Origin of the sequence: Aliiglaciecola litoralis, assembly GCF_039523355.1 — a bacterium.
Taxonomy (GTDB): Bacteria; Pseudomonadota; Gammaproteobacteria; order Enterobacterales; family Alteromonadaceae; genus Aliiglaciecola; species Aliiglaciecola litoralis.
On the sequence record NZ_BAAAFD010000010.1, the window covers coordinates 136,633 to 150,985 of the forward strand.

The 14,353-nt window shown below is 43.1% G+C and carries 14 protein-coding genes; 10 read left to right on the plus strand and 4 right to left on the minus strand.

Annotation, left to right across the window (positions count from 1 at the left end; all coding sequences use genetic code 11):
* The first annotated feature begins 30 nt into the window (after positions 1–30).
* From ABD036_RS15745 to serA, 4 genes are all read left to right on the plus strand, one after another.
* Positions 31–1,653: a GAF domain-containing hybrid sensor histidine kinase/response regulator gene (locus ABD036_RS15745; RefSeq protein ID WP_343861621.1), complete on the plus strand. Its 1,623-nt coding sequence runs from the start codon at positions 31–33 to the stop codon at positions 1,651–1,653.
* 8 nt (positions 1,654–1,661) lie between these two features.
* The gene (locus ABD036_RS15750) at positions 1,662–2,276 is read left to right on the plus strand and encodes a 5-formyltetrahydrofolate cyclo-ligase (protein WP_343861623.1); all 615 of its coding nucleotides are present in this window, start codon (positions 1,662–1,664) and stop codon (positions 2,274–2,276) included.
* Positions 2,277–2,319: 43 nt separating this feature from the next.
* Positions 2,320–2,976 (plus strand): ribose-5-phosphate isomerase RpiA, encoded by a 657-nt coding sequence (gene rpiA / locus ABD036_RS15755; protein WP_343861625.1) that lies wholly within the window; start codon positions 2,320–2,322, stop codon positions 2,974–2,976.
* Positions 2,977–3,096: 120 nt separating this feature from the next.
* Positions 3,097–4,326, plus strand: a complete 1,230-nt coding sequence (serA, locus tag ABD036_RS15760; RefSeq protein ID WP_343861627.1) for a phosphoglycerate dehydrogenase — start codon at positions 3,097–3,099, stop codon at positions 4,324–4,326.
* Positions 4,327–4,409: 83 nt separating this feature from the next.
* On the opposite strand, the gene ABD036_RS15765 is transcribed toward serA, so the two are convergent.
* From ABD036_RS15765 to ABD036_RS15775, 3 genes are all read right to left on the minus strand, one after another.
* Positions 4,410–5,147 (minus strand): DUF481 domain-containing protein, encoded by a 738-nt coding sequence (locus tag ABD036_RS15765; protein ID WP_343861629.1) that lies wholly within the window; start codon positions 5,145–5,147, stop codon positions 4,410–4,412.
* A gap of 192 nt (positions 5,148–5,339) precedes the next feature.
* On the minus strand, positions 5,340–6,083 hold the full coding sequence (locus tag ABD036_RS15770; protein ID WP_343861631.1) for a DUF481 domain-containing protein: 744 nt from the start codon (positions 6,081–6,083) through the stop codon (positions 5,340–5,342).
* 300 nt (positions 6,084–6,383) lie between these two features.
* Positions 6,384–7,223: an HDOD domain-containing protein gene (locus tag ABD036_RS15775; protein WP_343861633.1), complete on the minus strand. Its 840-nt coding sequence runs from the start codon at positions 7,221–7,223 to the stop codon at positions 6,384–6,386.
* 267 nt (positions 7,224–7,490) lie between these two features.
* Between ABD036_RS15775 and ABD036_RS15780 the strand changes: the two genes are divergently transcribed.
* From ABD036_RS15780 to ABD036_RS15800, 5 genes are all read left to right on the plus strand, one after another.
* A complete protein-coding gene (locus ABD036_RS15780; protein WP_343861635.1) occupies positions 7,491–8,945 on the plus strand; it encodes a WS/DGAT/MGAT family O-acyltransferase in 1,455 nt (484 codons plus the stop codon).
* Between the two features lie 13 nt (positions 8,946–8,958).
* The gene (locus ABD036_RS15785) at positions 8,959–9,762 is read left to right on the plus strand and encodes a hypothetical protein (protein WP_343861637.1); all 804 of its coding nucleotides are present in this window, start codon (positions 8,959–8,961) and stop codon (positions 9,760–9,762) included.
* A gap of 6 nt (positions 9,763–9,768) precedes the next feature.
* A complete protein-coding gene (locus ABD036_RS15790) occupies positions 9,769–10,689 on the plus strand; it encodes an alpha/beta fold hydrolase (RefSeq protein WP_343861639.1) in 921 nt (306 codons plus the stop codon).
* 209 nt (positions 10,690–10,898) lie between these two features.
* Positions 10,899–11,726 (plus strand): hypothetical protein, encoded by an 828-nt coding sequence (locus ABD036_RS15795; protein WP_343861641.1) that lies wholly within the window; start codon positions 10,899–10,901, stop codon positions 11,724–11,726.
* Positions 11,727–12,257: 531 nt separating this feature from the next.
* Positions 12,258–12,818 carry a PEP-CTERM sorting domain-containing protein gene (locus ABD036_RS15800; RefSeq protein WP_343861643.1) on the plus strand — a complete coding sequence of 187 codons (561 nt, stop codon included), beginning with the start codon at positions 12,258–12,260 and terminating at the stop codon, positions 12,816–12,818.
* Between the two features lie 353 nt (positions 12,819–13,171).
* Here the strand turns inward: ABD036_RS15800 and ABD036_RS15805 are convergent, their stop codons facing one another.
* Positions 13,172–13,423, minus strand: a complete 252-nt coding sequence (locus ABD036_RS15805; protein ID WP_343861645.1) for a DUF1289 domain-containing protein — start codon at positions 13,421–13,423, stop codon at positions 13,172–13,174.
* 215 nt (positions 13,424–13,638) lie between these two features.
* On the opposite strand from ABD036_RS15805, the gene ABD036_RS15810 reads away from it, so the two are divergent.
* Entirely contained in the window at positions 13,639–14,346 is a 708-nt protein-coding gene (locus ABD036_RS15810; protein ID WP_343861647.1) for a 2OG-Fe(II) oxygenase family protein, read from the plus strand.
* The last annotated feature ends 7 nt before the right edge of the window (positions 14,347–14,353 follow it).

The window sequence follows — 14,353 nt, forward strand, 5'->3', positions numbered from 1 at the left end:
CACCCAAACATACTTGAGTAGCCGCAAAATATGATCTCTGCCCCCATTCCAGACAACGAATCGAAAAGGCTGGATGCACTCTACAAATATCACATCCTTGATACCGAAGCTGAGAAAGTGTTTGATGATTTAACTCAGTTAGCCTCGGATATCTGTGATACCCCCATTGCGCTCATCAGTTTAATTGATCCCGATAGACAGTGGTTTAAATCAAAAGTAGGCTTAGATGCCGATCAGACAACAAGAGATATCGCGTTTTGCGCGCATGCCATTCATCAAAAACAAATTTTTGAAGTGCGAGACACCCATAATGATATTCGCTTCAAAGATAACCCACTGGTCACTGAGGCCCCTAATATCCGCTTTTACGCTGGCATGCCGTTACTCACGCCAGAGGGCCTTGCCATTGGTACCTTGTGTGCCATTAGCGACCAACCGCATGCTTTAAACGAACATCAACGTAACGCTTTGGAGATATTAGGCAGAGAAGTTATTACCCAGTTAGAGTTAAGACTTAAGATCCGGCAACTTGAGCTAGCCAACGAGCGAAAAGCGGACTTTTTATCCAGCTTGAGTCACGAGTTACGAACTCCGTTAAATGCCATTATTAGCCTCAGCCAACTGATGTTCAATGACAAACAACATCCGCCAGCGGCGAAACATTTAACCTACTTGCAGCATTTAGATTTTAGCGGAAAACGACTATTAGATTTAGTCAACTCAATACTGGATTTGAGCAAAATTGAATCGGGCAAGATAGAATTAAATCCCAGCCATGTGTCGATCACTTCATTCTTTGATTCAATAGAAGGACTTATTACCTCCATCGCTCAATCAGCCCAGGTCACTCTAGATTTTCAGGTATCCGCCAAGGAATATACCCATATTTTCATCGATGAAGCTCGATTGAGCCAGATTTTGCTGAATCTTGCATCCAATGCCGTTAAATTCTCCAGTCCCAAGCAAACCGTTAATATTAATGTCGTGCTCAGTGAAGACTTATTGACCTTTGCAGTGAAAGATTCAGGAGTAGGAATTGCAGAACAAGAACAGTCTCGACTGTTTGGCAAATTTGAACAGCTGCACACCGATAAGAAATTGGAAGGAACAGGCTTGGGATTGATGATCACTAAGAGTTTAGTGGAGTTGATGGGGGGCTCAATCAAACTAAACAGTGCATTGGGAATGGGCACTTTGGTTAAGGTCAGTATTCCCGTTAAGAACAGCAAAAAAGCCATTCGCCGCACAATAAGCAAAACCTCTATTCGCGATTTTGATCCTGACGCGGCGATATTGGTGGTTGAAGATAATGAAATTAATCAACAGGTTGCCATCGCGATATTTCAATCCTTTGGCCTTGATATTGATATTGCAGGCAGCGGCGAAGAGGCAGTACAGCAAGTGCAGCAGCGCGACTATGACTTGGTGTTTATGGATCTGCACTTGCCTGGCATTGATGGTAAGGAAGCCAGCAAGCAGATATCAGCCAAGATCCCCCACCTGCCCATTGTTGCATTAACTGCTGACGTTTATGTGCAGCCAAATAAGGAAATCGTGGATTCGGGGATATGTAGCGTGTTACATAAACCCATTGTCATGGGGCAGTTGATTGCGGCCTTAAATGAGTATTGCCCTAATTCCAATAAAAAGTAAGCACCTTGGTGAATTCGACAGAAAAATCTAAACAGCAGTTACGTAGCTACTACAGGCAAGCTAGACGTTCACTGAGCAACAGCGAGCAACAACAGGCAGAAGCAAAACTACTTGAGCAATTGCTATCCTCCGGCACCTTGGATAATCAACGGCACATTGCCGTATATTTGAGTCAAGACGGCGAAATTTCTTGCCAGGCTTTAATTAACTGGTGTTGGCACAATAAAGTTCACACCTATTTACCGGTTTTAAATCCGCATAAAGCGGGATATTTGTTGTTTCTTCCTTATACCAAGGAGACAAAAATGAAAAACAATCAATACCAAATCCTCGAGCCAGTATTTGACCCACAAAGTGCAATCGACCTTGACGCGCTGTCATTAATGTTAATGCCATTAGTTGCCTTTGACTTGGCCGGTAATCGATTAGGCATGGGCGGTGGATTCTACGATCGTACATTAAGTCAAAAACTGGCCAAAAATAGCCCGTCGACCCGGCCCTTTCCACTATTATGCGGAGTGGCCCATGATTGCCAACAAGCACAACGGATTGAAACGCAGAGCTGGGATGTTCCTGTGGATAAAATCATTACACCATCAACCGTTATAAATAATGCGCTATAAGGTATACTGATTATTCTCTTCTTTGTTGAGACGGAAATTAGTTATGAACCAAAATGATAAGAAAAAAGCAGCCGCTCAAGCTGCGATGAAATTCGTACACGCCGATAGCATTATCGGCGTTGGCACAGGCTCTACGGTAAACTACTTTATCGAAGCACTAGAAAGCGTCAAAAACACTATCCAAGGTGCGGTATCAAGTTCAGATGAGTCAACCAAACGACTTAAAGCCATGGGTATCGAAGTGTTTGATTTAAATTCGGTAAGCAGTTTTGATGTTTATATTGATGGCGCTGATGAAATAACCCAACACAAACATATGATCAAGGGCGGTGGCGCAGCGCTGACACGGGAAAAAATTGTTGCCGCAGTGGCCAAACAGTTCGTGTGTATTATCGACGACAGTAAGCAAGTACCGGTGCTAGGTAAATTCCCCTTGCCTGTTGAAGTTATTCCTATGGCGCGCTCTTATGTTGCCAGGGAGTTGGTTAAACTTGGCGGTGATCCCGAATACCGACAAGGTGTCGTAACAGACAATGGCAACGTTATTTTAGATGTGCATAACCTGACGATCCTTAATCCAGTAGAAATGGAAAGGAAAATAAATCAAATTGTCGGCGTGGTCACCAATGGCCTGTTTGCACACCGTGGCGCTGATATTGTACTTGTCGCTACAGACGACGGCGTGAAAGAAATAACTTAGCGCAAATTAATCCGACAAGTTGCTTTCTTAATGAAACTACTTCTGGTATTTTTCATTGGAATTAGACGTCCAGATGTCTTTAATTTTAACTCTTATTAACTCTCTAACGTGGAAGAATTCATGAGCAAAGTGTCGTTGCCAAAAGATAAAATAAAGATATTGTTACTAGAGGGATTACACCAAAGCGCAGTAGATACCTTGGTCGCCAACGGCTATAACAATATTGAATACATCAAGACATCATTGAGTGAAGAAGAGTTAATTAAGAAAATTTCAGAAGTGCACTTTATTGGGATCCGCTCACGAACCCAGATTACCGCGAAGGTAGTGGAAGCCGCACAGAAATTGGTAGCAATTGGATGCTTTTGTATCGGTACCAACCAAGTGGATTTGAAGGCCACCCAAAAACGCGGAATACCCGTGTTCAACGCTCCTTTCTCTAATACGCGCTCTGTTGCCGAATTAGCCCTTGGACAGATTATCTTATTGCTACGGGGAATTCCTAGTAAAAATGCCAAAGCACACCGCGGCGAGTGGGAAAAAAGTGCGGTAGGATCATACGAGGCAAGAGGGAAGACCTTAGGTATTATTGGCTATGGTCACATCGGCACGCAATTAAGTATTCTAGCCGAGCATTTAGGTATGCGAGTGCAGTTTTATGATATTGAAGACAAGTTAGTACTGGGTAATTCAACGCAAGTGAAAACCTTGAATCAGCTACTTAAAACCTCCGATGTGGTTAGTTTGCATGTACCTGAAACACCTGAAACACAGAATATGATAGGCGCAAAGCAATTAGACATGATGAAGGATGGCGCGATCATAATGAATGCGGCTAGAGGCACGGTAATTGATATTGAAGCCCTAACTAACGCAATTAAAAGCGGTAAATTAAACGGGGCAGCGATCGATGTATTCCCGGTAGAGCCAAAGTCCAACAACGAAGAGTTTGTATCGCCATTGCGTCAATTTGATAATGTGATCCTGACGCCTCATGTGGGTGGTAGCACCCAAGAAGCACAACAAAATATCGGTATAGAAGTGGCTGGAAAACTGGCTAAGTACAGTGACAACGGCTCAACACTCTCCGCAGTGAACTTTCCTGAAGTTTCACTACCCGAGCACACAGACCGTTCACGTTTACTGCATATTCACGTCAATGCACCAGGTGTACTAACTCAAATCAACCAAGCATTCGCGGCTCATAACATTAACATTGCCGCGCAATATTTGCAGACACTCGAAAATATCGGTTATGTAGTAATTGACGTTGAGACTGACGACGCAGATCAAGCCTTTCAGCAACTTGCTCTTATCGACGGGACGATTAAAACCCGAATATTACACTAGGCTGGTAAGCGCAGTTAGCGGCATGAAACAAAAAAGCTGGTCAATCGACCAGCTTTTTTTAGAAGGGACTTCGCCTTATGTGTTTAGAAAAAAGTATACACAATAGTGGCGGAGGTCACGGTATCTAGATTCTCATCGTTACCCTGCACATCTGAGTTGTGAGTCATGAGCACGGCAAATTTCATCGATAACGAGTCGTTCAATTTCGCCGATAAAGATGTTTCTGAAATAGACTTGGTATTGTCTTGACCTACCTCCGTACTTAACAGTTGTTTGAACGTGGCAGTGTCAGAGATTTTCCACTTATAGTCCAAAGCACCACGTACAATAAGACCATTTACTTTCCTACCATCCTTAAATTTTGCATAAGAATAACCAGGACCGACACTGTATTCGAATGAGCTGCTTTCGTCGTCCCACAATTTCTGGTTCCAACCAACAGCGATAGTCGATTGATATTGGTAACTGTTAAATCTATCGTCGACATAGGAGCCATAAATAAACAAGCGATGATCAGGATTCTCCAACTTATAATTCCCCTGACCTGAAACCAACCATTTTTGCGCGGTGGTCTTTTCTACTTCTGCGTCGTTTTCAGTGACTTGGTTCTTTTGATAAATAGCGTCGAAAATGAAGTCGTTGCTCCATTTTTCCAATTCTTGATGGGCCGACAACTTACCTTTAACAGAGGTCGTTTCTGTGTTGCCCGTTGTCACAATTAACCCGAACTCACCATCTAAGGTGAAAGGAGGGGTTTCTTTAGCGAACACATTTGTGCTTAGTGCGCAAAGTACAACTGAGCTTAATAGCGTTTTTTTCATAGCGTTTCCTGATTATTAGAATTAAAAATTATCAGCTGTTGTTGTTATTTTCGCTGGTAGTCAAATAAACATTTTGGTTAATTTGTTGGTACTTACGGTATGGTTTCATTTGTCGATCACATCTGATAACAAACATCGTTGTGGCAAGGAGTGGGGGCTTAGCCTTCACTCTCTGCCGTGGTCAGTATAATATCAAAAAAATTGATATACCAAAGTGACGGCAGTTTGCGTGTCTAATTCTTCGTCTATCACTTGGGGCGAGCGATTGTGCGTCATATTGAACGATAATTTCATTTTAAGCGAGCCGTTGATCCTCGCATCCACTGAGGTTTCTGAAATTGAGCGGGAAAACTCATCGTCGGTTTCGGCACTGACATACTGTCTGAAAGTAGCAAAATCATTGAGTTTAGTTTCGTATTCCATTGCTGCACGTAAAATGAGCCCGGTTTGACTGCGCGCATTTGTAGCCGGTTTGGCTATCGAACGTGCATAGCCCGGTCCAACGCTGTAAGTTAACTCGCTTTGTTCATCCGCCCATAACTCTTCAGTCCAGCCCACGGCTATCGAAGCTTGGTATTCATAGGCGTTAAATCTGTCGTCATCGTACTCGCCGAACATAAACAGGCGATGTGCAGGGTTGGCTAGCTTATAATCAGACTGCATTGACACAAGTACCCGCTGGGCAGTTGCTGTCAGCTGAGTTTCATTCTCTAGCTCTTGTTCACTTTGTTGATATAACACTCTGGCGGCGTAACGGTTATGCCATTGTTTTAAGTCTTGTTTGGCATTGATTTTACCGGTGAGTGTGGTTCCAGAGGTATTGCCATTGGCATAAATCACACCAAACTCACCATTAAACTGGAAACTGTCCGCATGCTCTTCATTGCCATCTACGTCGCCGTGAAAAGGTGCCTTAGATAAAAACAGAGTCCCCATAACATCTGTCCGAGCAGCGCTTTGAAAGGAAAATAAAAACAAAAGTGTGGCGCAAATTAACTTCATAACAATGCAGGACGGTCAGTGATTTTTCGAAATTTGCGCTATTGTATCGAAGTTTGTCTTCATTTTGCAGAGCAAAATGGAAGTAAAATCAATCAAATATGATTTTACTCTAGGTAAAATCACATTTTGCTAGTTGAATGTCTTTTTTTGGCGACTGAAGGTTCTATTCTGGTTTCGCTAAATCGAGGTTTTAGGCAAACTCAAGACTCTTTAAGTGCGTCTGCCTGTGCAATGTTAAGACGCTAAACCTGGATTAAAAATAGATAGCATTTTGTTAATTTCCTGGCGACTGAAATTAATCGCGTCTTGGACTATTTCAACTTCGATATCGGCACTTTTCAGCACGATTGGGTTGGTTAAGGAAATTGGATCCCCTTTGAATTTGGTTGCTAGCGCGTACCCTAGGCAGGTGGAAATAAACATAATCGCAATTTCTTTGTTCTCTAACGAGCGCTCCTCGTCATACACGTGCACTAATGGCATTGCAATCTGAGTGGGTAAATTCCACAGTTGCAAGATATTAGAGCTGCACTGGGCATAGGTGAACCCCAGTACCTTTTTTTGTAATACCCAAGGCATTGTCCGTTCATTTTCAGGAATACACTGTTTGGCTTTATCCGGTGACTCTTTGGTCACTACCAGTTCCGCCAGATTGTGTAATAAGCCCAGCAAGAAAAAGCGATCGCTGCCTCTGACGCGAGACAATTTAGCTAAGTGTTTGGCAATGAGACCGGTGTAAAGGCTTTGCTCCCAAAAGCGCTTCAAGTCTATGTTTTCGTCGCTAAAGTGAGCGAACGCATCTTTGGCGGTTTCAGCCATCACGAGGTTATATAGGGCTTCTCCACCTAGCACACTAACAGCTTTGGAAATGCTATCGACTTGTGAGCGAAATCTAAATAAGGGGCTATTGGCGAGTTTTAATAGTTTTGAAGCGAGTGAAGGATCCATACTCACTATCCTCGCGATGTCATCGACGTCAGAATTGTGATCATCGAGCATCTGCCTTATACGCAGGCAAATATCAGGTAAAACAAAGGAGGCGGTAGCTTTATTGGCGTAATCAATTGCTTGCATAACTATTTTTTTCAGTACCTTTTATGGAGTCTGCGCTCATTATAGCCATGCTGCCATAGAATTGTGGTATTTTTTTGTACTGTAGGATAACAACTCAGATACTTAATTAACCTAAGCTCAGATAGGTTAAGCTCGCCAAGCTAAAACCAGCAGTCCAATAATCAGCGAACGCCCCCCATTGTTCGCAGGGTTAAAGCAAAATATAAGTTGATATTTAACGGCTAATCAGTAACGTGGTTACTAATAACTTGTTTACAGGCTTGACTGATGGAAGAGCTCTCTGGTTTAGATGCATCCTTTTTATATTTAGAAACCGAAAAAATTCCCATGCATATCGGTGGCGTCGCTATTTTAGAAGGGTCAATGCAGTTCGATGACTTTTTTAGTTTTATTGAAAAACGAGTTCACCTGGTTGATAAACTGACGCAGAAACTGGTCAATGTGCCCATGAGCATAGACAAGCCATATTGGGTTGAAGATCCGAATTTCGACCTAAAGCAACATGTCAGACGCACATCTTTACCTGCTCCAGGTTCATGGAAAGAACTGAGATACCTTGCCTCGCAACACTTTTCCAATGTAATGGATCGCAATCGTCCCCTATGGGAATTTATTTTTGTTGAAGGATTAGACAACGTATCACAAGTACCTAAAGGTTCAGTCGCATTGATCAGCAAAGTACATCACGCCGGATTTGACGGCAAGTCAGGTGCTGACCTGATGGCAATGTTGTTTGATATTTCGCCTACACCACGGCCTGTCCCACCGCCAACACCTAAGGTTCGAGACGACGTGCCCGGTGCTTTGGGTTTAATGGCGAGAAGCGCATACAACCTCGCCACCAAACCAGGCAAATTGCCCGGACTACTGTGGGAATCAAGCAAGGCTACGTTTAAAGCAGGCTATCTGTCGCAGGTGCACGGAATTAAAATGCCAACCCTGCCCTTTAGCGCGCCAAGAACCCCCTTTAATGACATTGTTGAACAAGAGCGCAAATGGAATTCAGCACTGCTTGATTTACAACGAGTGAAGTCATTACGTTACATAGTCGCAGGCGCAACACTCAATGATGTAGTGTTAGCCATTTGTGCCGGTGCGTTGCGCCGCTATCTTTTGGAAAAAGACCAATTGCCAGATAAACCGCTGGTCGCCATGGTACCTGTTTCTACTCGTTCTGCAGAAGAAAAGAACGCTATGGGTAATCAAGTGTCAGCTATGTACATTCAGCTTGCTACTGACATTGAAGATCCGATCAAGCGCCTCGAAAAAATCCATATTAACACCTTGGTAGGTAAACTTTATCAAGACGCGATAGACGCAAAAAGCCTAATGGGTTTTGCGGAGCTGATCCCTTTTGGGCTCGCCGGAGCGGCATCGCGCTTATACTCACGAGCTGCGTTAGCCAAGCGTCATAAGCCTTTCTTTAATCTTGTGATTACCAATGTCCCCGGTCCCAATCTGCCCTTATACTTAGGAGGGCATAAACTATTAGCGAATATGGGAACCGCGCCTATCTTCGACGGCATGGGCCTGATCCTACCGGTATTGAGTTATAACGGCACCATCACTATTAGCCCCACCAGTGCCAAGAATTTAATGCCCGATTTAGATAACTTCACAAAATACTTGTTGGACTCCGCCAACGAATTAGAAGCTGCGGTACAAGAGAAAACTCAAGCTATGGCCGCATTTAACGCGCTTTTAAACGATAAAAGCGACTAACGGGATAATCTGTATGTCGACTAATCTTGCCAATATCACCCGTAACCGCCCGAAAATTAGGCACATGCTCAGCGAGAGCCGAGCGCTCATTGAATTCGGCACCACCAGCATGTTAATGCCGCTACTGTTGCAGGCTCCAAGAGGCGATAAACATCCCGTCATGGTCATCCCTGGTTTTCTTGCCAGTGACTTAAGCACTAAGCCCATTCGCTCTTTTTTAAAAATGAAAGGTTATACGCCATATGGCTGGGGCTTAAGAAGAAATCTGGGTACCCATATCACCGGTGGTCAGCATATCGTCAGTGACGCATTGCTAAATCGCGTCATTGAGCTGTGTGTTCGTCACGAACGAAAAGTGAGTTTAGTTGGCTGGAGCTTAGGAGGCATACTCGCCCGAGAAGTGGCAAGGGCAATTCCAGATTGTGTACGACAAGTGATATCTTTAGGGAGTCCATTCAATGGTCCACACGGCTCAGCTCCAATGGCGGCCAAAATGTTCGAACTGATCAATGGCGATTTAGCCAAGCGCGAGCCAGAGGCGATCACCCGCATCATTCCACCACCACAAGTGCCAAGCACAGCAATATTTTCTCGAAGTGACGGGGTGGCACATTGGAAAGCGTGTAAGAATAACGACGAACATTGCCACGAGCTGTCGGAGAATATTGAGGTTAAGGGCAGTCACATGGGATTGGGACACAATGCCCAAGTACTTTGGATAGTCGCCAATCGCCTTGCTCAAAAAGAAGGTTCATGGGCTCCGTTTAGAGAAAAAACGCTGCACAAACTTATTTTCCCCAACCCCGACCGAGCGTAAGAGTTAATGAATTTCCCTACCGATAACGAAAAACTTGCTGAGGTGAATGGCATTACGCTTTGCTACGAGTCCTTTGGTGATCCAAAGCACCCTGCGATGCTGTTGATAATGGGCTTAGCCACGCAAATGATCCATTGGGACGAGCGATTTTGTCAAAAGCTAGCAGATCGCGGCTTTTGGGTGATTCGTTTTGATAATCGAGATATAGGCAACAGCAGCAAAATTTCTCATGCTAAGGTACCTAGCCTGCCCTCAGTGTTCGCCAATCAATTGTTCGGCAGAAGACTTAAAGTGCCTTATCACTTGGAAAATATGGCAGAGGATGCATTGGCATTACTCGATTTCCTTAATATCGACCAATGCCATGTCACGGGCGTATCCATGGGCGGGATGATTGCGCAATGTATGGCGATTATAGCCCCTCATCGGCTGTTGAGTTTAACCTCAATCATGTCGACAACGGGCGATCCTAAGTTGCCAAAACCTAAGAAATCTGTGGTGTTAAAAGTAATGCAGCCCCCTCCCAAAGAAGAGCAGGCATACATCCAATACGCTCTGGGGTTATGGAAACTACTGCATCAAAATCATTTTGAATTTGATCATCAAAAAGTACGAAGTCTGCTGCTCAAAGCCAAACAGCGCAGCTATGATCCTGCCGGAATATGGCGCCAAACCTGTGCTATTTTGGCTGCCGAAGATCGCACCCAAAAACTCACCCAGTTAACCATGCCGTGTTTAGTGATACATGGTGACGCGGATCCTTTGGTACCCGTGGAATGCGGCATCGCAACGGCCAACGCTATTCCTAATGCGACCCTGAAGATTTTTACTGGCATGGGGCACACTTTGCCAGAGCCACTTTGGGATGAAATGATCGAGCAGATGGTTACCAATAGCCTAAGCGGTAGAAGCTCAAATCTGATCTGACATTCTATTGAGGTAGAATCAACGAGCGAGAACCAGACATTGATTTAACTATCAGCGTCGGTCTGCTTCAGATAATCTGCAGACATTCATTGAGTACTTTGTTACTCTGATTTGAAATGGCGCTTTCGCCACGTTCCGGCCTTCCATGGTCACTCTAAAACTAATTAAACATATGTGGAAGAAGGCGTTACTTTAGGAATTTTATAAGTTTGAAAAAAGCAATATTCTCCGTATTTTTGATATTGATAATTCTTGGAACTGTACTTACTGTTGGTTTCGACTTCCTTACTGGTGCAAGGATTGGAACGACAAGCACTGTTCTTTTCGATTTAACAAAATCGAGTCTGTTTAGTCAAGATTGCAAGAGGTCTGTCCAAGAATTATTGCCTACCTTAACTGAAGAAGAGATTGCACTATATACAGTGTCATACCCCAGTGGCATTGGGCGTTCCGATGAAGATACACTTCGACAAATGATAAAAAAATCCGAGTGTCAGAGATATACACCCGTATTAGTCACATTGGGAGAATTGTCTTTTAAGGTTCCAATGAATTTTATCACGCCTTGGGGAAACTATAAGGAGAAGCTCAGCACGGATCTTTTCGGTTTTTCTGTATTTATGCCGGACTATAACGGATACGACAGAAGAAACTTTATTGATAAATTCAACAGTTCAAAGGTCCAGGTCTCTGTTTACTCGGAATCAAACCCACCGGGACCGGAGCCAGAAGTAGGTATCAATAGACTTGTCAACTATGGATTATTGAGTCGAGCAACTGAATTGGACCAGTATGATTTAGAGTTGTATGAATCCAGTCTCAATGACCGAATTACGGCATTAGCAAACACTGATGCCGGACAACGCATTTACGTTACTTGCTCAACTACGACTCCCAATAAAATTTGTGTTATGGAGTATCATCACCAACCCAATGGTTATTGGTTAATCCTAGAATTTAGATACAAACATCTATCAAAATGGAAGGAGATAGATAGTAAAGTCAACGACCTTCTTACATACTGGAAAGTTCATTGAAACATTAGCTAAGAACTATCAAGTTCAGAGTCTCCTTTTAGCCGTTTCTTGCCACTGGGCGCCCTCAAAAAGCAACCGTCTGAAAAACGTACAAAGTGATCATTAAAACCATTCGATCTTGATGTCAGCAAATGGCACATAGCAGTAATCAAGAATCACAAGATTGAATGACCGCTTCTTGTCTGAAGCGGTAGCCTAATCTTTTAAAGATGAAGGTCTGCAATTCGCTCATTTCTGTCGTTTGGTTTTACACACCTGAACGGCGGCTTCACGTACTTTTCAGTCCCACTGGTTCTTTCGACTGGCACAAAAAGACAAGTAACGAACAGTTTGCTTATTGCTTTCAAATAACACCTAAGACCAAATATGGAACTTCAAGAGACAGGTTTGCTTTGAAACTATCAATTTACTTGCGTCCATAAATTTTACAATTGCATACTCTGTTATAGTTAACTATATGTTAATTATCATAAAATTTATTGGCGTAAAATTTGCTTTGATTTATTGATGCATTTTAAATTAGGAAAAAGTATGAAAACCATCAGTTCACTTCGAATTCTTTTATTAATCACTTTCTTGATACCTTTTAGTTCTAACGCTGGTTTAATTGTTAGTGGCGGACAATTAATTGGTGCGACAGATGTTGAAATAGACGGTACGCTTTTCGATGTAACCTTTTTTGAAGGTACGTGCGAAGATGCGTGGACAGGCTGTGATGAATCAGGTGATTTTCTATGGCAGTCTCAAGCGGATGCTGAACTAGCGGGTAATGCACTTATTGAACAAGTTTTTATTAATGGAGTAATGGGAAATTTTGGAACCCAACCAGAGTTAACGTTTGGTTGCGAAAACACTAGCTATTGCTGGATAGTTAATGCGTTTTGGAATGGAAGTGGAGTACTCAATATCGACGTAAATCTTAACACCAATGAGAACTCCCTAGCAGGCCCTTATTTCGACCCTTGCAGTGACTGTAGAGATGACCTGACTTATGCTATTTGGACTGAAGCAGTAAACGAGGTACCTGAACCCGCCACTCTTAGTTTATTCGCTCTAGCCCTTTTATTTCTGCACAGAATTAGAAAAGCATAATTTAAATTATGGCGTATTAAAGGCGATGAAAATCATCGCCTTTAATGCAAATTTTTTCTTTTTCCATGTAATAAGAAAGTGATTTTCCCTGAAGTAAAAGCTAGCATTGTCTTTTCTGACAAAGATCGATAGTTCTCTGTCCAATGAATTTTTTTGTTAGTCGACTACCCTTTGAGGTAAAAAATTCATTTCGCCAATATCAGGTTTACGTACTCAACTGCCGTTCAAACTTAACACTCAAATTTCCGCTTTTGGCACTCAGACGACTGTCAGATTTAATCAAGTTCGCATATGAAAAGTGCCAGATTGAGTTCAGACTAATTCATCTAAGCGATAACAATTAGCGCGCTATTTTATTCATCACCAAACAAACTGGCTTGGCTGGGTTGGTTTATCTCTTCGATACCAGAGACCTTACTTTTTGCTGCCAACTTTTTACGCCTATTGCAGGCTTTGACTATGATGCGCTTTGCGTAGGGAGAGGCTTGATGCCAATGCAAGCGTTCCTCTCGACTTCGATAACAGCCCGTGCAATAGCCAGCCTTACCTGCTTGGCATACGCCTATACAGGGGCTGGGAATCTCAAAGAACTCTAATTGATCCATCGCGATTATCAAAACAGCAAAAGGTTAACTGGTAAGACTAATTATGCCGTTTTTTAAGCGCAGATGATACTGAATCGCTAGGCGATAAAAGGTCGTTCGCCATGATAAAGGTAACGCTGCTCAAGCCGACTAAAATATTTTTTTAAATTAACCCTCAAAAACCACGACAGTTAAGTTAAAATCCTCCCATATTAATTAAAGAAGTACTCTTTGCTATGACAATTCAGTTCAACTCATCGGTAAATATAGCCAATGTGGCAAAACAATATAAATCAGACAAACGCACCCGCATACTGGAAGTATTGGATGATGAAATTGCGGCTAAATTGGCTGTCGATATCCACGACAACGTTCCTTTTGAGACTGCGTACGTTCTCGATGGTGAATATAAATCGTCGACCTATGAGGAACTACATAAATTGCCTCAAGAGCAGTTAAACAATCTTATGCATCGGATTTATGGCGAAGCGAGTAAAGGCATTGGATTTTATTATGGTCGCCATGTTCTTAGCCCTGATAAAGATTCCACCAGCTTAGTAAAACAAGCGTTTGAATTTCTAAATGCGCCATCGACCTTGGATGCCATTAAGAAGATATCGGGATTCGACGATATTGTTGCAGCCAGTGCCCAAGTGACTCGTTACTATCCCGGCAATTTTCTCACTCGGCATAATGATGTGCATGACACTGAACAAAGACGCGTGGCCTACGTTCTTAACCTTACCCCAGAGTGGCACCCTGACTGGGGTGGATTGTTGCAGTTTTATCAACAAGATGGCACCCCAAGAGATGCTTGGGCTCCGACGTTCAATTCATTGACTTTATTTGACGTTAATCATGTTCATGCGGTGACCTATGTGGCGCCTTATGCCCGCAAACCACGGTTGTCGATTACCGGATGGTTCCGCGCTAAGCCACTTTAGTTAACGA